General features: G+C 44.0%; 19 protein-coding genes. 8 read left to right on the top strand and 11 right to left on the bottom strand.

Features of this window, described 5'->3' with window-relative positions:
• The first annotated feature begins 24 nt into the window (after positions 1-24).
• The gene (gene ydiJ / locus L4C35_RS18205) at positions 25-3,093 is read left to right on the top strand and encodes a D-2-hydroxyglutarate dehydrogenase YdiJ (protein WP_428464227.1); all 3,069 of its coding nucleotides are present in this window, start codon (positions 25-27) and stop codon (positions 3,091-3,093) included.
• A gap of 103 nt (positions 3,094-3,196) precedes the next feature.
• Here ydiJ and aqpZ read toward each other — a convergent pair whose 3' ends face one another.
• Positions 3,197-3,892 carry an aquaporin Z gene (gene aqpZ / locus L4C35_RS18210; protein WP_428464228.1) on the bottom strand — a complete coding sequence of 232 codons (696 nt, stop codon included), beginning with the start codon at positions 3,890-3,892 and terminating at the stop codon, positions 3,197-3,199.
• Between the two features lie 166 nt (positions 3,893-4,058).
• Positions 4,059-4,949, bottom strand: a complete 891-nt coding sequence (locus L4C35_RS18215) for a LysR family transcriptional regulator (RefSeq protein ID WP_428464229.1) — start codon at positions 4,947-4,949, stop codon at positions 4,059-4,061.
• 166 nt (positions 4,950-5,115) lie between these two features.
• Here L4C35_RS18215 and L4C35_RS18220 point away from each other — a divergent pair, with 166 nt between their 5' ends.
• Positions 5,116-5,787 carry a cation efflux transmembrane domain-containing protein gene (locus L4C35_RS18220; RefSeq protein WP_428464299.1) on the top strand — a complete coding sequence of 224 codons (672 nt, stop codon included), beginning with the start codon at positions 5,116-5,118 and terminating at the stop codon, positions 5,785-5,787.
• A gap of 105 nt (positions 5,788-5,892) precedes the next feature.
• On the opposite strand, the gene L4C35_RS18225 is transcribed toward L4C35_RS18220, so the two are convergent.
• Entirely contained in the window at positions 5,893-6,372 is a 480-nt protein-coding gene (locus L4C35_RS18225; protein WP_428464230.1) for a LabA-like NYN domain-containing protein, read from the bottom strand.
• Between the two features lie 138 nt (positions 6,373-6,510).
• Between L4C35_RS18225 and L4C35_RS18230 the strand changes: the two genes are divergently transcribed.
• Entirely contained in the window at positions 6,511-7,263 is a 753-nt protein-coding gene (locus L4C35_RS18230) for a YggN family protein (protein ID WP_428464231.1), read from the top strand.
• 190 nt (positions 7,264-7,453) lie between these two features.
• The gene (locus L4C35_RS18235; protein WP_428464232.1) at positions 7,454-7,609 is read left to right on the top strand and encodes a hypothetical protein; all 156 of its coding nucleotides are present in this window, start codon (positions 7,454-7,456) and stop codon (positions 7,607-7,609) included.
• 97 nt (positions 7,610-7,706) lie between these two features.
• Here L4C35_RS18235 and L4C35_RS18240 read toward each other — a convergent pair whose 3' ends face one another.
• The 3 genes from L4C35_RS18240 to L4C35_RS18250 form a co-directional block, all read right to left on the bottom strand.
• The gene (locus L4C35_RS18240) at positions 7,707-10,076 is read right to left on the bottom strand and encodes a YgiQ family radical SAM protein (protein WP_428464233.1); all 2,370 of its coding nucleotides are present in this window, start codon (positions 10,074-10,076) and stop codon (positions 7,707-7,709) included.
• 205 nt (positions 10,077-10,281) lie between these two features.
• Positions 10,282-11,640, bottom strand: a complete 1,359-nt coding sequence (gene dcuC, locus L4C35_RS18245; protein WP_428464234.1) for an anaerobic C4-dicarboxylate transporter DcuC — start codon at positions 11,638-11,640, stop codon at positions 10,282-10,284.
• A 328-nt stretch (positions 11,641-11,968) separates the two neighbouring features.
• Positions 11,969-12,841 (bottom strand): LysR family transcriptional regulator, encoded by an 873-nt coding sequence (locus L4C35_RS18250; RefSeq protein ID WP_428464235.1) that lies wholly within the window; start codon positions 12,839-12,841, stop codon positions 11,969-11,971.
• A 101-nt stretch (positions 12,842-12,942) separates the two neighbouring features.
• On the opposite strand from L4C35_RS18250, the gene L4C35_RS18255 reads away from it, so the two are divergent.
• Positions 12,943-14,169 (top strand): MFS transporter, encoded by a 1,227-nt coding sequence (locus L4C35_RS18255; protein WP_428464236.1) that lies wholly within the window; start codon positions 12,943-12,945, stop codon positions 14,167-14,169.
• 18 nt (positions 14,170-14,187) lie between these two features.
• Here L4C35_RS18255 and L4C35_RS18260 read toward each other — a convergent pair whose 3' ends face one another.
• The 5 genes from L4C35_RS18260 to L4C35_RS18280 all read right to left on the bottom strand — a co-directional run bounded on the left by L4C35_RS18260 (position 14,188) and on the right by L4C35_RS18280 (position 22,097).
• Positions 14,188-16,074: a methyl-accepting chemotaxis protein gene (locus L4C35_RS18260; RefSeq protein WP_428464237.1), complete on the bottom strand. Its 1,887-nt coding sequence runs from the start codon at positions 16,072-16,074 to the stop codon at positions 14,188-14,190.
• Positions 16,075-16,347: 273 nt separating this feature from the next.
• Positions 16,348-17,559, bottom strand: a complete 1,212-nt coding sequence (gene glpC / locus L4C35_RS18265) for an anaerobic glycerol-3-phosphate dehydrogenase subunit GlpC (protein ID WP_428464238.1) — start codon at positions 17,557-17,559, stop codon at positions 16,348-16,350.
• Complete coding sequence (glpB, locus tag L4C35_RS18270) at positions 17,556-18,890, bottom strand: glycerol-3-phosphate dehydrogenase subunit GlpB (protein ID WP_428464239.1); 1,335 nt, start codon at positions 18,888-18,890, stop codon at positions 17,556-17,558. Before glpB ends, glpC begins: the two co-directional genes overlap by 4 nt.
• Positions 18,887-20,581, bottom strand: a complete 1,695-nt coding sequence (gene glpA, locus L4C35_RS18275; protein WP_428464240.1) for an anaerobic glycerol-3-phosphate dehydrogenase subunit A — start codon at positions 20,579-20,581, stop codon at positions 18,887-18,889. The genes glpB and glpA overlap by 4 nt, the downstream gene beginning before the upstream one ends.
• Positions 20,582-20,918: 337 nt before the next feature.
• The gene (locus L4C35_RS18280; protein ID WP_428464241.1) at positions 20,919-22,097 is read right to left on the bottom strand and encodes a GGDEF domain-containing protein; all 1,179 of its coding nucleotides are present in this window, start codon (positions 22,095-22,097) and stop codon (positions 20,919-20,921) included.
• Positions 22,098-22,334: 237 nt separating this feature from the next.
• On the opposite strand from L4C35_RS18280, the gene L4C35_RS18285 reads away from it, so the two are divergent.
• The 3 genes from L4C35_RS18285 (at position 22,335) to L4C35_RS18295 (ending at position 24,662) form a co-directional block, all read left to right on the top strand.
• Entirely contained in the window at positions 22,335-23,000 is a 666-nt protein-coding gene (locus tag L4C35_RS18285; RefSeq protein WP_428464242.1) for a hypothetical protein, read from the top strand.
• 169 nt (positions 23,001-23,169) lie between these two features.
• Complete coding sequence (locus L4C35_RS18290) at positions 23,170-23,358, top strand: DUF4250 domain-containing protein (protein ID WP_428464243.1); 189 nt, start codon at positions 23,170-23,172, stop codon at positions 23,356-23,358.
• Positions 23,359-23,573: 215 nt separating this feature from the next.
• The gene (locus tag L4C35_RS18295) at positions 23,574-24,662 is read left to right on the top strand and encodes a GGDEF domain-containing protein (protein WP_428464244.1); all 1,089 of its coding nucleotides are present in this window, start codon (positions 23,574-23,576) and stop codon (positions 24,660-24,662) included.
• Positions 24,663-24,760 lie beyond the last annotated feature (98 nt).

A 24,760-nucleotide genomic window follows, 5' to 3' on the forward strand; every position in this document is an offset into this window, starting at 1 on the left:
CAGTAAACTGGAACAAGGAGAGCAATGTTACCCGCACTGACGACTCAGAGCAGTATCGACAGCGTCGTACTGGACTACCTGAATGAACTCGACCAAGCTGGCTTTCTTGGTGATATTGAAACCACCTATGCAAGTCGACTTGCTGTTGCCACTGATAACAGCGTGTATCAGCAGTTGCCACAAGCCGTTATTTTCCCTACAAATATCGATGACTTATCGTTAATTGGTAAGATAGGTGCATCTGCACTTTTTCGCACTGTGACTTTCTCGCCTCGTGGTGGTGGTACAGGAACGAATGGACAATCTTTAACCCAAGGTGTTGTGGTTGATATATCTCGCCACATGAACCAGATCTTGGACATTAATCCAGATGAGGGCTGGGTACGAGTACAAACTGGCGTTATTAAAGATCAGCTTAATGATGCACTTCGCCCTCATGGTTATTTCTTTTCGCCTGATTTATCAACCAGTAATCGCGCCACAATCGGTGGCATGATTAATACGGATGCGTCTGGGCAAGGTTCGCTGAAATATGGCAAAACTTCAGATCATGTCTTGTCTCTTACGGCGGTATTGGCTGACGGCTCTGTACTTAATACGGCCCCAATTGTTTCTTCAGATGAGGTTATTAAGGCGGACTCACCTAACGATGATTTTGCTGCGAAAGCACAGCGAGTAAGTGAACAGGTTTGTCGCGACAAACGGCCTCAAATTATTGATAAATTCCCACCATTGAACCGCTTTCTCACTGGGTACGATCTTAAAAACGTATTTGATGATGATCTTACTCAGTTCGATATCGCCCGTTTGTTATGTGGTGCTGAAGGATCATTAGCATTTATTGCCGAAGCAAAATTGAATATCACGCCAATCCCGCAAGCACGGACCTTGGTGAATATTAAATATAACAGTTTTGATTCTGCCTTACGTAACGCCCCTATGATGGTAGAGGCTAACGCCTTATCGGTAGAAACTGTCGATTCTCGTGTTTTAAATTTGGCCAAGCAAGATATTGTATGGCACACAGTGAGTGACTTATTAACCGATGTCCCTGGTAAAGATGTGCAGGGCATCAATATGGTGGAATTTGCTAATCACTCAGTGGCCGAGAATCAACAACAAGTGAGCGAGCTTTGCCAGCGGCTTGATGGGCTGATCGCCAATAATGAACAAGGCTTGATTGGTTATCAGGTGTGCGATGATCTTGCGGGTATTCAAAAAATTTATGCGATGCGTAAAAAAGCGGTGGGGTTATTAGGTGCGGCAAAAGGGGCAAAAAAGCCTATCGCTTTTGCGGAAGATACCTGTGTACCACCTGAAAATCTCGCCGATTTCATTGCTGAGTTCCGTCAGTTATTAGACGATAAACAGCTGAATTATGGCATGTTTGGTCATGTTGATGCGGGGGTTTTACATGTGCGTCCAGCACTAGATATGTGTGACCCTGAGCAAGAAATGTTGATGAAAACCATTTCTGATCAAGTGGTCGCGCTGGTGGCAAAATACGGCGGTTTGATGTGGGGCGAACACGGTAAAGGCTTTCGGTCTGAATATGGTCCTGAGTTTTTTGGTGATGAATTGTTTACCGAACTGCGCCGAATAAAAGCGGCGTTTGATCCTGATAACCGAATGAACCCAGGCAAGATTTGTACGCCCATAGAAAGTGATGCTGAACTGGTTAAAGTGGATGGTGTGAAGCGGGGTTTTTACGACCGACAAATCCCGGTCAAAACCCGAGACAGCTTTAAGCAAGCAATGGAGTGTAACGGCAACGGTTTGTGCTTCAATTACGACACCAGTTCACCGATGTGTCCATCAATGAAGATCAGTGCTGATCGCCGCCATTCACCTAAAGGGCGAGCAGGTTTAGTGCGAGAGTGGCTACGCCAATTAGCAGAACAAGGTGTTGACCCGTTAGCGCTTGAGCAAAAGTTACTCACCACAACGCCGACGATTAAACAGATTATTGATAGGCTGAAAAATACCTACGGTAGCCAACGCGCCGCTTACGATTATTCGCATGAAGTAATGGAAGCGATGAATGGTTGTTTAGCGTGTAAAGCCTGTGCTAGCCAATGTCCGATCAAAGTGGATGTACCCAGTTTTCGATCGCGTTTCATGCATATGTATTACAGCCGTTATCAGCGTCCTGCTAAAGATTATTTAGTCGCGTATGTTGAAAGCTATTTACCACTAATGGCAAAAGCGCCAGCCATGTTTAATGCGGTGATGCGCCCACAATGGTCACAATCGTTAACGGCAAAAACGATTGGCTATGTTGATATGCCTGCATTGTCTGTACCGACGTTGCAAGAAAGGTTAGATGGGCATCAAGCGACACGCTTTGATTTAACTTGGTTGCAGGCATTATCTAAGCAAGAGCGTCAGCACTATGTACTGATAGTGCAGGATCCATTTACGTCTTTCTACGATGCCGATGTTGTTAGCGATTTCGTTTTGTTGGCCGAAAAGCTAGGTAAAAAGCCGATCATTGTGCCCTTTAAGCCAAATGGTAAAGCGCAGCATGTAAAAGGCTTTTTGCGTCAGTTTGCTAAAACGGCAAAAAATACGGCTGAGTTTTTGAATCAACTATCAGCATTAAACATCCCTTTGGTTGGTGTCGATCCTGCTTTAGTGCTTTGCTATCGCGATGAATATAATGAAGTGCTTGCTGATCAGCGAGGCGACTTTACCGTATTAACCGCCCATGAGTGGCTGTTACCCTTATTGCCTGATTTGCAGAAGCAAACGATGGTTGAAAATTCTGAGCCTTGGCATCTTTTTGCGCACTGTACAGAAAAGACAAAATTACCGAATGCCGAGAAAGAGTGGGGGGCCATATTTACCCACTTTGGCGCAGTATTAGAAACTGTGCCTGTGGGCTGCTGTGGTATGGCGGGAACCTTTGGTCACGAGAAGGACAAACTAGCAATGTCCAAAGGAGTGTACGCGCTGAGTTGGCAACAAAACCTAGCGCAGCGTGACCCTGAGCGTTGTTTGGTAACGGGATATTCATGTCGTAGCCAAGTTAAACGTTTAGAGCACCGAAAATTGAAACACCCAGTTCAAGCCTTATTGCAGTTACTGCTGTGATAAAGGATTAGGCGTCAAATTACGTCGCCCTTAAACCCAAATAGCCGCGATAAAACGCGGCTTTTTGTTATCTGTCTTACGATACATTAAAGAGCTAAATCGTTTAATTATCATCTTGCGGGCTTAGCCAGCGATAGACAATGCCCGCCACTAGAGCACCAAGTAGCGGTGCAAGCCAGAATAGCCACAGCTGAGAAACTGCCCAGTCACCGACTAATAATGCAGGCCCTGTACTACGCGCTGGGTTCACCGAAGTATTAGTAACAGGAATACTGATCAAGTGGATAAGTGTGAGTGCTAAACCGATAGCCAGCCCGGCCATCGCAGGTGTCGCAAGTTTATGGGTCGCACCCAAAATGACAATCAAGAACATAAAAGTCATGACAAATTCGGTCACAAAGCCAGAAACTAAACTGTACCCGCCAGGAGAATGTTCACCGTAACCGTTAGAGGCTAAACCGCCTGCTAGATCGAATCCAGCTTGCCCGCTGGCAATAACATAGAGCACATAGGCCCCGACGATAGCACCAAGTACTTGAGACAAAATATAGGGAACAACATCTGCAACAGGAAAGCGACCGCCAGACCATAAACCGACAGTGACAGCGGGGTTTAAGTGGCAACCTGAAATATGGCCAATCGCATAAGCCATGGTGACAACCGTTAAACCAAAGGCGAGTGATACCCCTAATAACCCAATACCGACATCAGGAAATGCTGCTGCAAGTACTGCACTACCACATCCCCCGAGTACCAGCCAAAATGTGCCAATAAACTCCGCGACTAGCTTTTTAAACATACGTCATCCCCTTAATCCTCCCAACATGATTGCTGGAAAGTTAGCGCAAATAAGTGATAGAAATTGCCTGTCAGTGGCAAATTAATGCTTATGTGTTGCTAAAGTATAGGTCTAAGGTGTCATAGGCATGTTTCAATAAAGAGACACGATGCAATATAAAGACGGGCTATTCGGCGCCAGAATGATCCAATAGATAGTCTTCAAGCTGATCTGATAGCCATTGCACAACGGCCCCACGGCGTGATTCTTGCTCGACAATTTCACCGTAAGGTTGCCAACTCATTGCGCGGTTATGTTTAATGACTTTCACTGTACCATCGCGCAACCTGTCTTTGATTAATAAGTCAGGCACATAAGACCAACCAGTACCGTCTACTACGGCATTGCGTAAATACTCGTAAAAGGCGAGGGCAATATAGTTGGTCGATTTAGGTGATACAGGTTTAAGGCTTTCATCATCAATATAGGCTAACGCAATTTCGGTATAACGTTCTAAATCTGCGCTGTGTACTTTACGTAACTGACTGAGAGGGTGATCTTTATGGGCGACGGACATCATACGGATTTGTCCTAAATCGACATGGTGTAATCGAGGGGCTCGGTGGTTAGCGGGGAGTAAGCCATAAGCCACATCGATAATGTTTTGTTCTACCATCTCTTCTAGCTCAGGTGGCGGGGCAACATACACAGAGATACTGGTTTTAGGAAAAGTTTGCTTGAGCTGCTTGATGAGATCCCGCCAGAGCGCTTCAGGTAATGCATCGTCACGCGCAATACGGATTGTCGACTCAACCCCATCAATATGTTGATTACATTTTGCTTTAATCTCATTCGCAATCATCGCCAGACGTTCACAATCATTCGCAACGGTTTGGCCTATATCGGTCAATAAAATGCGGTTACCTGTGCGGGTTAATAGTTTAACCCCTAAATCATCTTCTAATGCACTCAAAGCGGCACTTACCGTTGTACGGCTCTTATCGAGTTTTCTTGCGGCTTCGCTGATAGAGCCTGTTTGGCTGGCCTGTAGAAACATTTCTATTTGCGATATTTTCATTGTGATGCGACCTGCGAGGTAAAGAGAGTCTCTAGCTGTATTGTTATCAGTGACGAAAAATTCGTCGCTGAGAGATTATAACAATATTGAAAGTCACGTTACTATGAAGGTGATTACAAAAGAAGAGTACATATCGACGAAAAAGCTGTCGATTATTGAGGTTTATATGTCATGCAATATTCAACTAGAGCGTAAGCTACTACAATTTTCAACGTTATCATCTTTCCTTTTTGCTGTTATGGGCATTGGCTTAGGTTTATGGCTAGGCTCGTTAGTTATCGTTTTTGATGGTGCGTATTCGTTCGTCAGTTTAGCGCTTACGCTAGTGTCTTTAGCGGCAGCAGCCTATCTTCACCGTGGCACACATGCGGCTACATCATCAGTACATTCACAGCAAGTTGAATCAAGTGTGATTGCCTTTAAAGGCATGGTGATTACACTCATGTGTCTAGTGTCATTTTATAGTGCGGTTGAAGCTATTTTAAACGGTGGCCGTAATGTTGATACCGGCATAGCTCTCATTTTTGGTGTGGTTAACGTTATCGGTTGTTTTATTAACTACAAAGTCATGGCGATATATAGCAGCAAAGCGGAATCAGCCTTGGTTGATGCAGAATCTAAGCAATGGTTGATGGATACGGTAATCAGTGGTGCTGTACTTATTGGCTTTACCATAGCCACAGGTTTAACAATGTCTGCCTATGCACATTTAGCCCCGTATGCTGACCCAGTAATGGTGATTATAGCCTCGGTGTATTTTGTTATTGTACCGCTACAGATGACATGGGGTGCACTTAAGCAACTACAAGCAACCCGTCAGGTAGTAATAGCAAGCTAGCTAAGCAAAAGGTCAGGCTCTTGCGCAGAGTAAATAAAGAAGCGTGTGAGAAAAGAAATATTCGACTAAGCGCCCAATGTTATTGTTAACATTGGGCGCTTTGTATTATCGACCAAGCAGTAGAGTTTGCTCGATCTCTCTGAAATAATGGGCGGTGTTTTGAAGTGAGGTTGCTGTTAACCCAGGTACACCATAAATTTCAACATCGGCATTGAATTTGGTTTGCACCTTGTCGACTAATAAGTCGAAATCACCATCGCCAGAAAGCAGGATCACACGGTCAACATCAGGGGCATGTTCGACAACATCGAGTGTGATACCCACATCCCAATCGCCTTTGGCGGAGCCATCACTGCGTTGAATAAAAGGTTTTAATTTCACTTCAAAACCTATGCCACGCAAAATATTCTGAAACTGACGCTGTTTTTCATCGCCACGGTGAATTGCATAAGCATAAGCTGCCACGACTTCTCGCCCTTGGGTTGCTTCTGCCCAAAATGCGTTGTAATCGAAGTTACAGTGATATTTTTCTTTGACCGTGTAATAGATGTTTTGCACATCGACAAAAATAGCGACTTTTTCCACAATGAATCCATTTAGAGAAGTGACCTTTCAAGCTTACCCTTTTGTTACTGAAAAACAAAGCAAAGTGCCGAAACTAGCTGTTGTAGGCGCTTAGCGGTATAGTGAAGTCATAATTAATCGTAAAGGTTATTCAAATAGATGAAAAAGTCAGTCTTTGTATTTACTGTGTTAGCTGCCTCATTGACTGCTGCTACGGTACAAGCGAAAAGTTGTCCAGTTGAAGTACAGCACGAGGTTCGTATTGCTGGTGAACAAGTTTCTGTGTACGAAGCGGGTCAACCTAAACTGCTTATTGATGAAAACAACAATGTATTCGTGAATGGCAAGCAGTTAGATTTGAATGCCATGCAGCAACGCGCGTTAGATGCCTATTCTGAGTCGGTAAAAGAGAATTTACCTAAGATGGCTGATTTGGCGAAAGATGGTGTCGGTGTGGCAAACGATGTACTGGATGAGGTCTCTGCGGATTTTGACTCCAAAGAATCTTTTGCCAAGGTGCAAAGTTTAATTGATGAATACGCAGCGAAAGCTAATGATAAATTCTACCCTGAGGGTGAATTTGTGATGCCGAAAAATTTGTTCGATGAAATGGACACCAGCTGGAAAGGTGAGTTTGAACAAGCGCTAAAACATGTCAGCATGGAATCAGCATCAGCCATGTTTGCGGCACTTTCTGCTGAGATGAAAGATGGCGATCTCAGCTTTTCGGAGTTGCAAACCAAGTTTTCTGATCTTAAAGCACGGTTAGAAGCTCGCATTCGATCGCGTTCGAGCGAAATGGCGGTGAAAGCCAATGATTTGTGTGATTCGATGAAAGGACTTGCGCAAGAAGAGCAAGAAGTGCAAAAGGTCATCCCTGAACTTAAAGATTATCAAGTCTTTGAAATCTAATACCAGATCATGATCAACGTGTACCTTTAGGGCGATAAGTTGATATAGATTTGATTGCAGGAGCGCTGCGCGTGTTACGTTAAATCTATGTACCGATATCATTTATCGTCTTGAGCTGCATGCCTGCTCTAGCATTATGCCCTTGTGATCTCATGGACATAATTGCCCTCATCTTTAGGAGTTCACACCAATGCTTAAAATTGCCGTTATTATTGCATTGCTTTTGCTCGCATTCATTGCGGTTAAGTACCTTAATGAAACCCAGCAAAAGACAATCATAAAATTATTGTTGGTGGTACTGGGTGGGGTAACGCTCTTATTCCTTAGTTCTGAACTTTTCCGCTAGCATGCTTTAATTTTTTTATTGCCAGAAAGTAAACAGCCCACGCAGTCGTGGGCTGTTTTGTCTTTATAGCGTTGTAACAGACTTCAAGCTGTCTGTATTATGCTCTTGAGCGACTACGGTTAGGCTTGTTACCGCCGCCATTCCCACCATTACGGCTTGCAGGTTTGCTGTTGCCACCACGTGCACTTGGGCCATTGCCTGTATTGTTACGGTTGCCCGATGATTGGCCAGTTGGCTTACCACGTTTACCGTTATTGGGTTTATTGCCGTTGCCGTTGCCGTTGCCGTTTTGCGCTCGGTTTCCACCATTGCTACCCGGTTTACCATTGCGTTTGCCATCTTTACGGATGTCTGGCTGATTAGGGTGTTTGGTCGCAAAGCGTTTTGCACCATGGCGACCAGAACCACGACGCTGTGCTGGTGTTAGCTCTGCATCACTGCCTTCTTCCGGAACCAAGCAATTAGGACGATCACCAATCAGGTATTTCTTACCCATGTTGACTAGGGCTTCACGGATCAAAGGCCAGTTTGCTGGATCGTGGTAACGCAGTAATGCTTTGTGTAAGCGACGCTGCCGCTCACCTTTCGCAACAAATAAGTCTTCACGCTTCTTGTATTTAACACGCTTCAACGGGTTGGTTTCAGAGTGATACATCGCTGTTGCATTACACATTGGCGATGGGTAGAAGTTTTGTACCTGATCACACTGGTACTCGTTCTGCTTCAACCAAAGCGCAAGGTTGAGCATGTCTTCATCTGTCGAACCTGGGTGCGCAGAAATAAAGTAAGGAATAAGATATTGCTTCTTACCTGCCTCACGGTTGTATTTCTCAAACAGCTCTTTAAAGCGATCGTATTTGCCCATACCCGGCTTCATCATCAGATCAAGCGTGCCTTTCTCTGTATGCTCTGGGGCAATTTTTAAGTAACCACCTACGTGGTGCGTCACGAGCTCACGAATATACTCAGGTGATTCGATAGCTAAGTCGTACCGCACACCAGATGCAATCATGATCTTTTTAATACCTTTCACTTCACGTGCTTTTCGGTATAGATCGATTGTGTGTTTATGATCTGTATTGAGCTTCTTACAAATATCAGGATAGATACATGCAGGGCGACGACAGTTAGCTTCCGCTTTAGGATCTGCACAGCCTAGGCGATACATGTTGGCTGTTGGGCCACCAAGATCCGAAATTGTGCCAGTAAAGCCAGGGACTTTGTCGCGAATTTCTTCTAACTCGTTAATGATCGACTCTTGTGAGCGGTTTTGGATAATACGTCCTTCGTGTTCTGTGATAGAACAGAATGAACAACCACCAAAACAACCTCGCATGATATTTACCGAAGTCTTGATCATGTCATAGGCTGGGATCTTTGCTTTGCCGTACGAAGGGTGCGGTACACGCGCAAAGTACAGGCCAAATACGTAGTCCATTTCTTCCGTTGTTAGCGGAATAGGCGGTTTATTGATCCATAGCTCACGATCAGCGTGTTTTTGGATAAGTGCACGCGCTGAATGCGGGTTCGTTTCTAAGTGCATGACACGGCTTGCGTGTGCGTACAGAATACGGTCATTACGCAGTTTTTCATACGAGGGTAAACGTACTGCTGTGCTATTTGAGTCATGGCGAGATGGCTGAATGTGAACCACTTGCTTAACAGGCTGTGCGTCTGCTTGCTCTTTTTTATTGGTTTCACACACCTCTTCAGTCGCATATGGGTTCGGCATTTGCATGGCGCGGCCCGGCTTTTCAATGCGACTTGAATCGATTTCTTTATATCCAGCAGGTAGTTCGCGCATCATTACAGCCGTACCGGCAATGAACTGCATTTCTTCTAGCGTTTTACCGTCAGCAAGGCTGTGTGCGACTTCAACCAGTGCACGTTCGGCGTTACCAAATAAGAGGATGTCAGCTTTTGCATCCACTAAAACAGAACGACGAACTTTATCAGACCAGTAATCGTAGTGGGCAAGGCGGCGTAGGCTTGCTTCAATACCACCCAACACGATAGGGGTTTCTTTGTAGGCTTCACGACAACGTTGCGAGTAAACCAATACGGCACGATCAGGGCGTTTACCCCCTTCGTTGTTTGGTGTGTAGGCATCGTCGTGGCGCAGTTTACGGTCGGCAGTATAGCGGTTGATCATGGAATCCATGTTACCCGCAGTAATACCAAAGAACAGGTTAGGTTGGCCAAGTTCCATGAAAGCATCTTTGTTATCCCACTTAGGCTGGGAAATGATACCAACACGAAAGCCTTGCGCTTCAAGCAAACGGCCAATGATAGCCATACCAAAGCTAGGGTGATCAACATAAGCATCACCAGTAACAATAATTATGTCGCAGCTATCCCAGCCAAGTGCATCCATTTCTTTTCGAGTTGTCGGTAAAAATGGCGCTATGCCATAGCACTCTGCCCAGTACTTTGGGTAGCTATTGATAGGTGTTACTTTGGTTTGCATACATCGACCTCTATTTTCTGAGGCGGGAATTATAGCGGCAAGCTAGATCACTGGCTAGTCTCAAGCCGCGGGAGCATGTAATTGTAGACTAATATTCTTGAACACTGCACAACATGGAGGGCGAATGTGAATGTCCCGTACAAAATAGTGGCATATAAAAAGCCCGCACAGGGCGGGCTTAATCAGTACTTGTTTAAGATAGTTATTAAACGGCAGTTGGAACCATAATTTGCGTTGCAACAATCACGATAACAATACCGACAAGGACTGGTACGGAAGTACGTTTAACAACTTCAAACGGTGATAGTTTTGCCATGCCAGAACACGCAACAACCACGCCAGATACAGGGGAAATTGTACGGCCTAAGTTCGATGCTTGTAGCATAGGAATAACAAGGTACGCTGGGTTAATGCCCATTTTAGCGGCAAGACTCGGGATAAGTTCTACGAATGCGTAAAACGGCGCGTTACCAGAACCTGTAGTGATAGCTGCAATTGCAGTAATAGCCACCAGAAGAATCATTAAGAAGATACCGCCAGCGCCAGCTACTTCAGCTAAGTGCAGTAGGTTGTCGATAAAGCCGACAGACTTTAGACCTTGTGCAAACACACCCGCCGAGATAAGTAGCATTACCACGCCAGAGAACGCATCGGCCATGCCTTTGTACGCTGCATCTAGGCCTTCAAATACCTTGCTTGATTCACGGTGACGAACAAGTTCGATAATAGCGGCTAGGAACATACAAATAACAAGGATAGTAACGATGTGTAGCTGTGGGAATAATTTACCGCTGAACAGTAGTACACCGATGATAGGCGTAAACGGTAAAATACAGAAGAACTTAGGTGCGTTAACTTCAAGTTCAGAGACATCTAAACGCTCATGAACAACACCTTCTTTGTCATCAAGGTAACGCTGCCAGAAGAAGTGTGCAGCTGCCATACCGATGATTGCAACAATAGAGATAGGTAGGGTTGTTTTGAATGCAAAATCAATCAGTTCCATGCCTGCTGATTCAGCAGCAACAACGACATCACCCGATGTTGGCGAAAGAATGATAGCGGCAGGCGATGCACAGATAGCAGCTGCTGCACCACGGCTAATACCCATATTCACCATTAGAGGGAATAAGGTCGCCATCAGTAATACACCCAGGCCAGTTGCTGAAGAAACGGCTAGCGACATTAGACATGCCACAAAGTAGGTCGCAACCATTAGCACATAAGGTGATTTGATAAAGCGAAGTGGGCGAGATGCCATCATTACAACCATATCGTTGGCACCGATCTTCGTCATGTATGCAGCGAAACCACAAAGCATCATGATCATCATGCCTAGACCGCCCGCGCGGTACATTAATAGGTATTTGATGTACTCAAAAACGTCTGTTAATGGGTTACCTGTAGAGGTAACGCCAGATGGTAAAACATCTTTACCTAACGCAGCGGTTATCGCTAATAGAATAATACCGCCTGTTAAAAGCACTCCAGTTGCTGTGTATCCTTTAAAGATGTATCGACCTACACCTGCTGCAACCAGAAGACCTATTACTAACTCCAACATGGAAATGTCCTCTTAAAACTACAAATAAAAAAATAAAATCTGTGAATAGTTGAATAATTTGCTTACACATTGTTTGTGAGCAATGTACCTAAAAAGGAGAAGAGGTACGATAGTTAACAAACTAACTTATGATCTAAAACATAATTTTCTGTACCATGTTAAATTTGTGCTGCTTAACTGATAACTTTAATGGTTGTATTGGTAAATACAAGATTAAGAAAGGCTTTTTGTTTAAGGATAATAGGTGTGCATGTTAATGTTATAAGCATGAAGTGGCATTGATGTGTGAAATTGATGTGACGTTGAAATCGTATTTATAAATTCACATTTATATGCAACATTCTTTTACATACTCTTTGAATGCACGGTCAGCGAGCGATAAATATCCATGCTTACGCCATGCAATAGCAATATCTAAAAAAACCGCTTCTTCAAAAGGAACAGGCAACACGCCGTGTTCGTGCTCTGTCACCATTTCGAGTAATGCACTAATCGCAAAGTCACGTCTGACTATGTTTAAAATCATTGGCAGCAGATTCGTTTCAAATGAAATTAAGGGCTGGAGCTTTTGGCTATCGCATACACGGTCGATGAATTCGCGGTGAAAATAGCCTTGTTTAAACATGACCAATTCTTGGGCAAAGAATGTTTTGAAGTCGATACTTGCTTGTGATGCAAAGGGATGATCTTCGCCCACCACAGCGACCATTTGCGACGTGAGTAAGTGCTCTGTCTCAAGCGCTTCGGGAACGTTATGGTTAATGATAACGCCTAAATCCAGTTCGCCTTCTATGAGCATCTTTCGTATTGATTGTGCTCCGCCTTCGACCATGGTCAACTTGAGATTAGGGTATTGGCTCTTAAAGCCCATTAATATTTCAGGGAAAAAGTAAGATCCTAGCATGCTGGGTACACCTAATCGCACTTCTCCTTTTTCTAATCCCTGTAATTCAGCCATCGCAATTTCGGCATCTTTTAATTGCTGTATCACTAAACGTGCATGAGGCATTAATACATCGCCTTCATGGGTTAAGCTGATCTTTCGTTCATTGCGATGAAAAAGGTCAAGCCCCAGTGATGTCTCAAGTTTTTTTATCGCGATGCTTAACGCGGGTTGAGCAATATTAAGTTGCTTGGCGGCTGCGGTGAAATTACCGATTTCAGCGAGAGTCACAAAGTATTTAAGCTGACGAACATCCATGGCTATATCTTTTATTTATCATCTTTATAGTTTCAATATATTTTCATTATTACTGGCAGCTTGCTACTGTTTTGTCATCAATTTAAGAGGTGACAAGCAAGATGATTCAGGTTGGAACCACATCCTATAAAAAAGCGACATTTTCCCTCGCGCTGGGGTCGTTTTTGGTGTTTTGTAATTTATACCTATTCCAGCCTGTATTACCTGTAATGGCTGCGCAGTTCTCGGTGAGCGCAACCAAGGTAAACTGGCTATTAGCGGCTGGTACATTTAGCCTTGCTTTAACCTTAGTGCCTTGGGCGGTAGCATCTGAATGTGTTGGGCGTTATCGCATTATGCTGGTTAGTTTATTTTTATTGCCCCTTGTTGGTTTGTTGATGCTGTGGGCTGATACCTTGTTTTTGCTGTCAGTGGCACGGGCGGTTATGGGAATTGCTTTAGCGGGGTTTGCGGCCGTGGCCGTTGCCTATATGGCTGAGGAGTTTTCAAGCAAAGCACTGATGTTAGCGGTGGGGACTTATATTAGTGCCAATTCATTAGGGGGCATTTTCGGTCGTTTATTTGGTGGTATTGTCACTGAGTATTGGGGATGGCAGACAGCCGTTATTGGTATGGCTATTTTTAGCTTTATTGGTGCCTGTGCGGTTTGGCGTTTATTGCCTCAACAGCAGCATTTTATGCCACCAGAAAAAGGGTTTGGGTTAAACCAGCTACGTGCTCAGCACCGTTTTATTATTCAGCATTTGAAGCAGCGTTCTCTGTGGTTGGCGATGTTGATTGGTGGTATTAACTTTGCACTATTTGTTAACTTATATTCGGTGATGGGCTTTCGCTTAGTCGCGCCGCCATATTCACTGCCGTTGAGCATCACGGCTATGATTTTCTTGTGCTATTTGAGTGGCACAATTACCGCGAAACTGAGTGGTTGGTGGAGTCAGTCGTTTAGCGTGACATCAGGTATGTTACTGGGCTCTTGTGTGAGTCTCGCGGGAATGTGGATAGCAGCAGTTGAATCTATCCCTGCAATGTTGCTGGGTTTATTACTGATCAGCTCGGGTGCTTTTTTTACTCACTCGTTGGCTTATGCTTGGGTTAGCCGAAAAGCAAAAACGGCAAAAGCCACAGCAACCGCGCTATACCTTGTGCATTATTATGTTGGTGGCAGTTTAGGCGGGTTCTACCTTATTGCTTGCTGGCAGTACGGTGCATGGCATGGGGTAGTGGCTGGTGGCATGGTGTTATACGTAGCACTATTTACCTTGTGTTGCTGGTTACGACGCTATGAAATACAGGTTGCGAAGACAGATAATTTGTCATCCGCAACCTAATATCGAGTGATCTTGTGTTTAGTATTTGAATTGATTAACCACTTTATCTAATTGTTCGGCCATGGCTGAGACCTCGCGGCTACTTTCTGCTGATTGTTGGATCATAGAAACAGTGTGCTGCGCCAATTCAGAAATATGGGTGATATTTTTATCAATCTCAGCCGATACCATGGCTTGTTGTTCTGACGCTGATGCAATTTGTAAGTTCTTATCTAAAATACCACCGATTGCGTCACCGATACGATTCATAGCGAGTACGGCTGATTGTGTCTGTTCAACCGTGACTGTAGTTTGTTCTTGGCTCTTATGCATGATAGCCACAATTTCTTCAACGCCATTATGTAGGTCTTCAACGGTTTGCTCTATTTCCTTGGTGGAGTGATGAGTATTCTGTGCTAATTGACGTACCTCGTCAGCAACAACGGCAAACCCTCGTCCTTGATCGCCAGCACGAGCAGCTTCGATGGCGGCATTCAATGCCAATAAGTTTGTTTGATCCGTAATATCACGAATGACTGAAATAACTTTGTTGATGCTTTGGCTTTGCAGCTCTAGCTGAGTGATGAGTGTTTGCGATGCTGTAATATCTGTGGCTAGACATTGCAAGCTGTCACCTGCCTGTTGGCTGATCTTTTGGCTGGCGAGAGCTTCATTTTGGACATCTTCTACCGCATGCGCCGCATCACCAATATTGGCTGCTATATCATTGCTGGTTGCGAGTAGTTCATTAACAGCAGTCGCAACTGAAGCAGACTCAGCTTGTTGCTGTTCGGCGTTGGTCATACTGTGCGTTGAAGCTTGGTGTGAGTCTTTAGTCGTGCTTGACAGCTGTTGGGCAATAAGGGCTACGTCACGGATAATAGCTTGTAATCGTGCTGTGAATTGGTCGAAAGATTGACTTAATTGGGACAGCTCATCTTTACCTTTATCATCCATACGAACGGTCAAATCACCTTCGCCAGCTGCAATACTGGCCATGATGGCATTCACTTTGGCTAACCGCTGGCTAATTTGGCGGCTAATGATCAACAAAGCACCACTGATGAGCAGTGTAAAACCAAGGCCAATGACAGCGAGTATTATCTCCTCTGTTTGTACGCGTGCACTAATGCTTTTCAGCGTTGTTTTTTCAAGATCTTTTAAGTCTAACTCGACATTGTGAACGGCTGTTCTAAGTTGGCCATATAAGCCTTCCGTAGGTGTTAACCCTATTGTTTGATAACCAGCACTGAGTTCATCGAACATGGTTTGGTAGAGCAAAATACTTTGCTTGAGGGGGTGTTTGTCACTGCTGGTTAGGTAGCTTGCTGAAATAGCCGTCAGCAGGGTGTCGGCGTTATTATTAAATGCGGTGACATGATCGATATTACGGGTGAGCAGGAAGTCTTTTTCATTACGCCTTAGGGTTAGTAACATGCGACGAAGACGATCATTTGCGGTTAACAGCATTGCTTCTTCTGCTGCATCAGCCGCTTGGTGAATTTGGCCTTGTAGTCCTTGATCTGGAGTTAATCCGATAAGGATCCTCTGATCGGTGATGAGGTTAAATTGGGTGGCATATTGATTGAGCAGTGTGAATATTTCTAAAAAATCAGCTTGGTTTGCGAGTTCGTAATAATGCAAATTGGACTCGATTTGCTGTAATCGTGTGACTAAGGTTTGATAAGTCTGGTTGAACTGAGTGATGTATTTAGGATCGAGACGGCTGAGGAAGTCTTTTTCATAACGACGTAGGGTCAGTAAGTCATTTTGACTGCGGGCGGTTTCTTGGGCTGTAAATTGTAATGTTCCTAAATTATCAAAAGCCAGTTTTTCGATAAAGCCGAAAGCAACAATCCCAGTTACTAGGAACAACGCGAGTCCAAGTAATTTCCCTCGGATTGTATGAAATGAAAATGTCCTCATAAGCCAACCTTATTGTCATATTATACATACAACTATAGGCATATTTTTCATCTTGATGGATTTGTTTATTGGGTTATTTATCACTTTGAGACAGTGAGCAGAAAGTCATTGGATATCTGTTGGTTGGAAGATGCGTTGTGCTGTACATCGACCCAGCTTCGCGGAGTAAATAAGCCTTAGACTACTTCGTCTCAAATTAATGGCTTACAGATATAAGAAAAGCCAGTGTGATACTGGCTTTCTTTGGTATAACAAGTTGTGCCTTGGTTGATATTAATCGATAGCCATCGCAAGCAAAGAAACAGGGTGGATCGTTTCTAAGTCGGTGTTTTCTTCAATTTGCCATTTACAGGTTTCACAATCGGTAATGGCAAAATCGGCATTGGATTGGCGAATTTGCTTAAACAGTTTTTCACCAATTGCCATCGATGTATCGTAGTTTTCAGTTTTAAAGCCGTAGGTCCCTGCTAGGCCACAACATTGGCTATCGAGCACGACAACTTCAAGGCCTGGGATCATTTTAAGTAGCTCAATCGTGTATAAGCTACCGCCCGTACGCTCTAAATGACAAGGTGTATGGTAGACAATCTTCTTATTGATTGGCTTCATTTTTGGCATATCACCATTCATGAAGGCTTTAAGCAAAAAGCGCGTCACATACTCGATGTTATCAGCCACTTTGCTGTTATCGACTTTAAGTACGTGAGGGTATTCCTCGCGTAGCGTAAATGAACAGGTTGAAGAGGTTGATACGATAGGCGCATCGTACTTTTCAATTGCTTCTGCAAATTTCTTCACATTGAGCTTGGCGTTTTTCTTCGCTTTATCAAAGAAGCCATTGGCGATCAGTGGTACACCACAACATTTCTCTTTATCCAGCAATTGGACACCAATGCTCATGGCATTCATGACTTTGACAAAGTCTTTACCCAGTTGCGGGTGGTTGTAATTCACAAAACAGCCGTGGAAATAGTGCACCTGTTTTGGGTACAAGGCTTGGCTGGTACAGTTCTGTTTGTACCAACGGCGGAATGTGCCGTGTGAGTATTTCGGCAGTGATTTATGGTCATGCACGCCAATGGTATGGTGCATGGCTTTTTTCACCGGTTTTAAACTCGTAACAGCATTCACGATAGGGGCAAAGGGGGTTGCCACCGAGCCCATTAGATCGGTATGACTCAGCACGTAATCACGAATTGTTTTAATGTTTAGCGGCATTTTTGCGTGTTCATCACGCGCCACTGCAATTAAATCACCAATTTTTACGCCAGATGGGCAGGCGGTTTCGCAGCGTTTACAGTTAGTACAAAGCTTGAGTGTTTCATCGTAAAACTCAGGGCTTTTCATGCGTAAGCGTTCGCCATCGGGACCACATTGTTTAGGGCCTGGGTATTCTGGGTTCGCTTTTGCTACTGGGCAGTACACAGTACAAACGGTGCATTTAATACATTGATCGAAGCTAGTGTCTTTTTTTGGAAGGCTCATGCGATAGTCCTTTCTTGTTGTTCTGGTACGTTTTCAATTTCACGGGTGTGGTTAGCAATCATTTGCTCGGCAACAAAGTGGCCAGTACTGATTGCTACACCGCTGCCGCAGCCTTCTGTGACAGGATCGTAGTGAGACAATAATGCGCCTGCACAGTAAAGGTTTTCGATAGCTTGTCCTTGGCGAGATGGCTGTAGGGAGGCATTCGCTTTGACGCCCATTTTCATGAATGGATGGGCTTGTGTGCTAAAGAAATCGTGTTGATACCAGTTATCGCGATGTGGAATCGTGGATAAATCCAGATTAAAAATAGGTTCAATCACCGCTTGACGTTGTGCTTGCATGCCGTGGCTAAAAAAGCTGCCAGTGGCAATCAGAAAGTGGTCAGCAACAAGTGGCATTTCACGGTGATTTCGGGTGTAGATTCTGGCTAATTTGCCATTTTCAAACTCACCACGCTTTACTTCGTCACCAGCAAGAATAAGTCCACCAAGGGCTTTGTAGCGTGATTTCATTGCTTCTTCTAAACGTATGCCAAGTAGTGATGGCGGCATAGTTGGTAATTCACAAATGGTAAAGCCAGTTAAGCCTTCAAGTAGCTTGATGGTTGCTGCGCCATCGCCGTTGCCGAATACCGAAGGTAGAACAACCAGATCAGCTTGGCCGACTTGTTGAATTAATGATTTAGCAAAAGCATGTAGTTTAGATTCATCGCGCAATACTCGTGAAATATCAATAGAGCGGAATTCGCAAGGATTACGTTGCATGATTTCAAAATCAGGCAATTCTACAGCTGCGGTCGTGACCGTTACATCAGCAAATTGTGGCAGCTTAGAAACGTTATCTGCGGTTAATTCTGGTTGGAAGTCACGGAAACCATCAACGGTTACTAACGCAATACGTGTTAACCCTTGTTGTGGTTCAAACATAGGAAAAGGGTGCACGGTTTGTTGTGATAACCAAGTCGCACGAAATGTTCCCATTGGAGTAAGGCGCAAGTGATTGGTTTCATCACCTTGTGTTGTCAGTTGAACGCCACATTCAGCCATCATGGTTTGGTACCAATCAAGCGCATTTTTCACGTTTGACTGACCAATCTTACAATAAGGGTGGTCAGGCTGTTGCTGCTCTAAGGCAGAAAAAGCGTCGAACGGATGCGTGACTAGTTCACCATTAGGTAAGCGACCTAATAGATCGATAGAACCTGAAGAGAAGTGTAGAGCACTTTGTCCTGCAGCAATCACTGCTGTTTTTAAACCTGCTTCAGCACAACGAATGGCACAGCTTAGGCCAGCAACACCACCGCCGATAATTAAGCTATCAAATTTCATTGTGCAACCTCACTTTGTGCTTCGCTATTCATTGTTATCGTTGGAATATCGCCGTTCGGGATGTCATTACTTGGAGTGTCATTTGTTGGGATATCGCTACCGCCAAATAGGCCTTCATAAATCCAGTAGGTAAATTCACCTTCGCGTAGTGCATCACCCCAGAAAACAGGTTTAATGCCTTTCCAGCGCTCTTCGAGAAATTCATTTAATAGCTGGCTAGATTGGTTGCCTGTGGTTTTTCCATACTCTGAAAATAGTCCTGCCGCGCGGTATGAACACAATTCGCCTTGACATGGTCCCATGCCGACACGTGTACGACGACGTAAATCCACTAAGTTATGGACGTTTAATTCTTTAATGGCGTACTCAACCTCACCACTGGTGACCATTTCACATTCACAAATGACGGCTTGGCTTTTCTTGTCATTTTTAAGGAATTTATCTGCTCGCTCACCATGACGGTAATAAGCTGATTGGTAAACTGGCTTGGCGAGGCTCGCGGTTTTCTTGACAGATTTAGACGCTTGCTCAGAACCGGGAAGCGGTACTTCATGGGTGCTACATGCTGTCGTATTACCGAGCTTCTTAGCCACTAAATCTGTGGTCCATTCGGCCATCATGCGGTAGGTCATAAGTTTACCGCCGGTAATGGTGATAAAGCCTTCCATACCATCACGTTCAGCGTGATCCAGTAATACGATGCCGCGGCTAATATTACGGCCACTGGTATCACCATCAACGGCAACAAGTGGACGTACCCCCGCATAAGCACGAAGCACGCGAGTGTTAGCCATAATTGGTGCTAACTTGGTGCCTTCTTCTAATAGGACATCAATTTCTTTGCTTGAGACGTGCAAGTCATCAATTTTGTCGTAGTCAATACGCTCAGAGGTGGTACCGATAAGTGAAATGGTGTCACCTGGTACAAGAATGTCAGCGTCTGATGGCTTACGACAGCGGTTGATCACTAGGTTGTTAATACGGTAATCAAGAATAAGCAGTGAACCTTTGGCTGGGAACATCTTGATGTTCAAATCACCATATTCACAGATTTGTTGGCCCCAGATCCCTGCGGCATTTACCACTTGTTTAGCATAAATTTCAAAGTCTTGGCCAGTGGCTGTATTCAAGCATTTCACGCCTTTGACGGTATCACCATCGCGGATAAGGCCAGTCACAAGGGTGTGGTTAAATAAGCGAGCGCCACGTTCAACCGCATCTAACACGTTGGAAGACGATAAACGGAAAGGATCGATTGTGCCATCGGGCACTTTAACAGCGCCGATCATGCTTGGGTTACAGTTAGGTTCAAGGCGCAGTGCGTCTTTAGGTGACAGCTGCTCTACATCAATATCGGCACGTGTACAGGCGTTGATGAAGTTAGCTTGGAAGTCTAGATCATCTTCTGGCAACGAAATGAAAAGGCCTTGAGTATCTTCGACGCAGTGACGGGCAATCTTTTTTAGGATGCGGTTTTCTTGAATACACTCACGGGCTGATTCTTCATCGGTTACCGCGTAGCGGGCACCTGAGTGTAATAGGCCATGGTTACGACCTGTCGTACCTGATGCGAGATCGTCGCGCTCTATCAAAATACAGGGAATACCACGGAGCGCACAATCGCGCATGATGCCTGTGCCTGTTGCGCCACCGCCGATGATAACAACGTCTGTTTCATACCAATTGTTCATGCTCGTTTTCGCTTATTCTTGTTATTGCCATACCTAAATCACGGAGAAAAAGAACTCAATCACAAAGGTAGGGGATAAATTCCTTTTCTATGGGGGTAAATATGCCACTTTTTATGCGGGTATTATTTGATCTGTTACACATAAATGAGCGAACGAACATTCGTTCGCGCTTTATGTGATGGTGAGCGTATCGGTGGTGTGAGTATTTGAGCGATTAGGGTGATATTTATACGGGTGAGGGGAGGGGAAGATGAGTGAGATGGTGATTTGCATAGAGAGTTGCTTAAAGTTTCACCGTTGCTGGTTGGTGATTCATGGTTTTCGGATGCCGAATACGTTAAGCAACCGCTTTTCGACGCTCGTTTTGGCTATATATGTACCCTAATGGATGAAAACGAGCGCAATCACGCCCAGCGTCTTTACATTCATATAGTGCTCGGTCTGCTCGTTCGATGAGAGAAGACAGGCTATCGCCTTGGCTTAAGCTACTAATACCGACCGAGGAAGTGATGCGAAGCTTGGTGTCAATGATATCAATATCTAAGTCCAATGTGCGGATAGAGTCCAGCATGCGCTCAGCAATGTCTTGCCCTGTGGGTTGATTGCAGTTAGGTAAAAACAGAATGAACTCTTCACCACCATAACGGCCAAATAAATCCGTTTTACGTATTCTGGATTGGATAAAGTGAGTAAAGGCTTTAAGTACATCATCACCTGCGCCATGACCCCAAGTGTCGTTAACGCGCTTAAATTTGTCGATATCGAATAAAAGAACAGTAAATGGCTGTTTGTTTTGTTCGCATGCTTCAAGGGATTTTTGCGCAAGTTGTAACAACATACGGCGGTTGTAGATCCCCGTTAGTGGGTCAAGGGTAGCTTGGCGATAAAGCCGCATTAACATATACAGTTTGGATTGCTGCGACCAAATAACCATCAAGGCTAAAACGTTTTGTAGCCAATAATCAGCCATGACCTCAGCGGTAAATAATCGCTGGGCTTTTATATCAACACCGATTTGGCATAAAGTGGTAATAGCGAGTAACCCTAAACTCTCTTTGAGAGTGATAGGTAAAATGGTCAGCACGGCGACATGAAGGATCGGTAATAGGGTATAACCGTATTCTGCACCGCTGTAAACATGTGGGAAATCAAGCACTGAAATGCTGTAGATATAGAAAGCATTTATCATTAGCACTAGGGTTACCATGCTCCACTGAGCTTGATTAAGCCTCATATGGTGCTGTGAGTGCCACGCAACTAAAAATAAGCCCCCGCCCAGCATAAGCCTTGCAATCGCAATGGGTGTTCCTTGGCTTTCTGGCAACAAAAATAAGTCAAATGGTATCCATAAAACGATCAATATGCCCCACACAACCCCAAGTAAGGTGATGCGACTGCGTAAATAACCACTGCGGGTATTTCTAAAACTGGTGCTGTGTGTAGCTGTGCTCCACAAATCAGGCAGGTAGTGCTTTATTGTTCGCAATATTTGATTGATGTTTTCATGCATAACCATTCGGCGAGAGATATCCTTTTCTAGCGATGAATGAGATTTAACAAATTGGTATAAATTATAAGTCAGAGATTATTCACTAGATTGAATAGATTGGCCGTGATATTGATCCAAAAAATGGCTTATTGATGACTCATTAAATAGCGAAAGAGTGATTTAGTCGCACTTTGCGTCGCTAGTTTGTTATCTGAGAAGCAGCTATAATCCTGCACTTTGTTAATACTGATGCCGATGCAGCCGATGCCTTATATTATTTTTCTTATCCCAGCTTTGCTAACTGCTCAGCTTATTTTTACTCTTGTTTTGACCAAAGGTGAGATCTGTCCTGGTCAACGTGGGCGCGTTCATAAAACACTGCCTGTTTTGCTACTGGGTTGGGTACTTGTGATCATTCAACTCCCTTTAGCCATTTTACCTTTACTGGCGCTGGCCTATTTTACGATTAAAGTGAAAACAGGGAAAACCCGTGATGCAGGTCCGTTAAATATGCTTTCCTTTGCTAACGGTTTGGCGGGGTTAGCCTTGTTGTCTGTGTTGTTCCGTGTGAATTTACCTATGGCGGGATTAAGCCTGACATTAGGTGCAACAATAGGTGCATTGTTGGCGCATACCTTACTGACCCAAGCGCGCACTCGTCTGCAAGCTTTCCATCGCTTACTGCCATTTGGTGGTTTTGCTGGTGCAATAGTGTCGTTACCATTTTTAGTGTGGTATTTGTCTCAGTTCGATGAGGCTGCGTTAGCACCAATTACTTCGATTGTTATTGCTGCTCTCGTTGCTATGGTTGTAGCTCTGCTGGTGTGGACAGGTCACCTGATGCTGAATAAAAAAGCGAACCGTTGGCAGTTGCTAGGCGCATTGGGTTTGTTGGTGGTTTCTAGCGGACTGCAGCTGAGTTTGTTCTAACGGTCAATATCACCATAAAGGAGCCAGCCTAACTAAGGTTGGCTTTTTTTTGCGACTTATATTTCTTCTTCCTTTTGTGCGGTAGCTTACGGATTAATTATCGATACTTATTGATAACTAACTATGCTTAATAGTGAGTTTGATAGTGATATGACGGGGTGGAAGAAGTATGGAGATCAACAATCTGCTCAAGCTTGATGGGCACATAGTGCTTGGCATTGTGAATGAAAAATTACGCTTAGAATGTAAATCAGTCGATGAGTTACTTAGCCGTTATGAACTCGATAATGATGAGCTAATGGAAAAAATGGGAGACTTGGGCTTTCAATACGACCCGATTAACAATCAGTTTAAATAGTTGTTGAACGCCTCTATCCGCGATCAGAGGCGTTTATTTTATGCAACCAATTCACCTTGTTGTATTTTAAAAGCTGTAATAACCCATAGTTGATCGTTCAACATCGCAATCAATGTCTCAGTTTATTAAAAAGATAAAGGGATCCCCTTTAGGGCGATTAAGCTATTTATCATGCTGGTCGCTGGTAACTGTTATTATTCATAATTGAGCTTCATATGATGCAAGATATTGCTTTTACTGGGAAGGGGAAGGTCTATTTTGATGAACAGCAGCAACAACAACTTGAGAAAGGGATTCGTTTATTAGTTGGTGCATCTTCGCTTTTGATCTTTTTGATGGCAGTCGATTTGATGACATCAGATTACAGCCCATATTCAACGAAGCTTCATTTTTTCATATTGGTAGTCGTTACATTCTTATCGAGTTTTATATTTTGGTGGCTTGCTGGACGAACATATAACGACGCGAAATGGAAGCCATTATCTATTTTGCTAGCTGGCTTGTTTAGCCTTTTTTGGGCGGTTTTATCCATCGTTCTTAATCATCCATCACACTTACAAACCGTCTTTTTGTATGGTGAAATCTATATCTTGGTTTCCGTGGTTGCTTTTTTTGGTTACCGGCCTGCATTGTTACTCGCTGCTACTCCTATTGTGTGCGCATTTTTAATTGCGAGTCCTAACTTAACACCAACCTTGTTTTTTGCTTATGCATCAAAACTGTTATTAGCTTTGTGTGTCAGTGAATATCTTAACCACTGTTTTCGTGATCTTGTTTTACTAAATTACGATAGCCGTAATTTAAAACATCAATTAAAAGCAGTGAGTTTGATCGACCCAGTTACGCAGCTTCATAATAATAGGCATTTCAATATTGAATTAGACCGGGAAGTTATGTCAGCTCGACGCAGTAAACTTCCGCTTTCAGTGTTAGTTATTAATATACAACCTATCCGTTTATATACTTTTACCTGTGGCCATGAGGCAAGCGATGAGTTACTGCGGATAGTATCGAAAGCCTTAGAGCACGGTGCTTATCGGCCACGAGATTTTATCGCACGAATTAGCGTGGATGAATTTGCCTTGATATTGCCTGAGACAAATGGAGAGGGCGCCGCGATTGTGGCTGAAAGAATAGAGGCTAACATACACAATAGCTGTGATTTGTGGATAGAAAGAGACTTGCATACCGAGCTGTTAATGAAATCAGCGATCGTTGAGTGGAATCAACATATGAGTATGAAAACACTATTGAATCGAATTAAACGCGCCATTACTAAGATAAATACTTACGACATAGAGTAATGCATAATTAAATTCGTAGTGTATTAGGATCAATTACTTATCAATGCCCCTCATTAGAGCCAAGCAGAGGTATCGTGCAAACTTCGCTTTGGTTGACT

Source organism: Photobacterium kagoshimensis, from assembly GCF_050337045.1.
GTDB lineage: Bacteria > Pseudomonadota > Gammaproteobacteria > Enterobacterales > Vibrionaceae > Photobacterium > Photobacterium kagoshimensis.

Coding starts and splice junctions, on each gene's coding strand:
- ydiJ (WP_428464227.1), top strand. CDS start 25: ATGTTACCCGCACTGACGACTCAGAGCAGTATCGACAGCGTCGTACTG.
- aqpZ (WP_428464228.1), bottom strand. CDS start 3,892: ATGTTTAAAAAGCTAGTCGCGGAGTTTATTGGCACATTTTGGCTGGTA.
- L4C35_RS18215 (WP_428464229.1), bottom strand. CDS start 4,949: ATGAAAATATCGCAAATAGAAATGTTTCTACAGGCCAGCCAAACAGGC.
- L4C35_RS18220 (WP_428464299.1), top strand. CDS start 5,116: ATGTCATGCAATATTCAACTAGAGCGTAAGCTACTACAATTTTCAACG.
- L4C35_RS18230 (WP_428464231.1), top strand. CDS start 6,511: ATGAAAAAGTCAGTCTTTGTATTTACTGTGTTAGCTGCCTCATTGACT.
- L4C35_RS18235 (WP_428464232.1), top strand. CDS start 7,454: ATGCTTAAAATTGCCGTTATTATTGCATTGCTTTTGCTCGCATTCATT.
- L4C35_RS18240 (WP_428464233.1), bottom strand. CDS start 10,076: ATGCAAACCAAAGTAACACCTATCAATAGCTACCCAAAGTACTGGGCA.
- dcuC (WP_428464234.1), bottom strand. CDS start 11,640: ATGTTGGAGTTAGTAATAGGTCTTCTGGTTGCAGCAGGTGTAGGTCGA.
- L4C35_RS18250 (WP_428464235.1), bottom strand. CDS start 12,841: ATGGATGTTCGTCAGCTTAAATACTTTGTGACTCTCGCTGAAATCGGT.
- L4C35_RS18255 (WP_428464236.1), top strand. CDS start 12,943: ATGATTCAGGTTGGAACCACATCCTATAAAAAAGCGACATTTTCCCTC.
- L4C35_RS18260 (WP_428464237.1), bottom strand. CDS start 16,074: ATGAGGACATTTTCATTTCATACAATCCGAGGGAAATTACTTGGACTC.
- glpC (WP_428464238.1), bottom strand. CDS start 17,559: ATGAGCCTTCCAAAAAAAGACACTAGCTTCGATCAATGTATTAAATGC.
- glpB (WP_428464239.1), bottom strand. CDS start 18,890: ATGAAATTTGATAGCTTAATTATCGGCGGTGGTGTTGCTGGCCTAAGC.
- glpA (WP_428464240.1), bottom strand. CDS start 20,581: ATGAACAATTGGTATGAAACAGACGTTGTTATCATCGGCGGTGGCGCA.
- L4C35_RS18280 (WP_428464241.1), bottom strand. CDS start 22,097: ATGGTTATGCATGAAAACATCAATCAAATATTGCGAACAATAAAGCAC.
- L4C35_RS18285 (WP_428464242.1), top strand. CDS start 22,335: ATGCCTTATATTATTTTTCTTATCCCAGCTTTGCTAACTGCTCAGCTT.
- L4C35_RS18290 (WP_428464243.1), top strand. CDS start 23,170: ATGGAGATCAACAATCTGCTCAAGCTTGATGGGCACATAGTGCTTGGC.
- L4C35_RS18295 (WP_428464244.1), top strand. CDS start 23,574: ATGATGCAAGATATTGCTTTTACTGGGAAGGGGAAGGTCTATTTTGAT.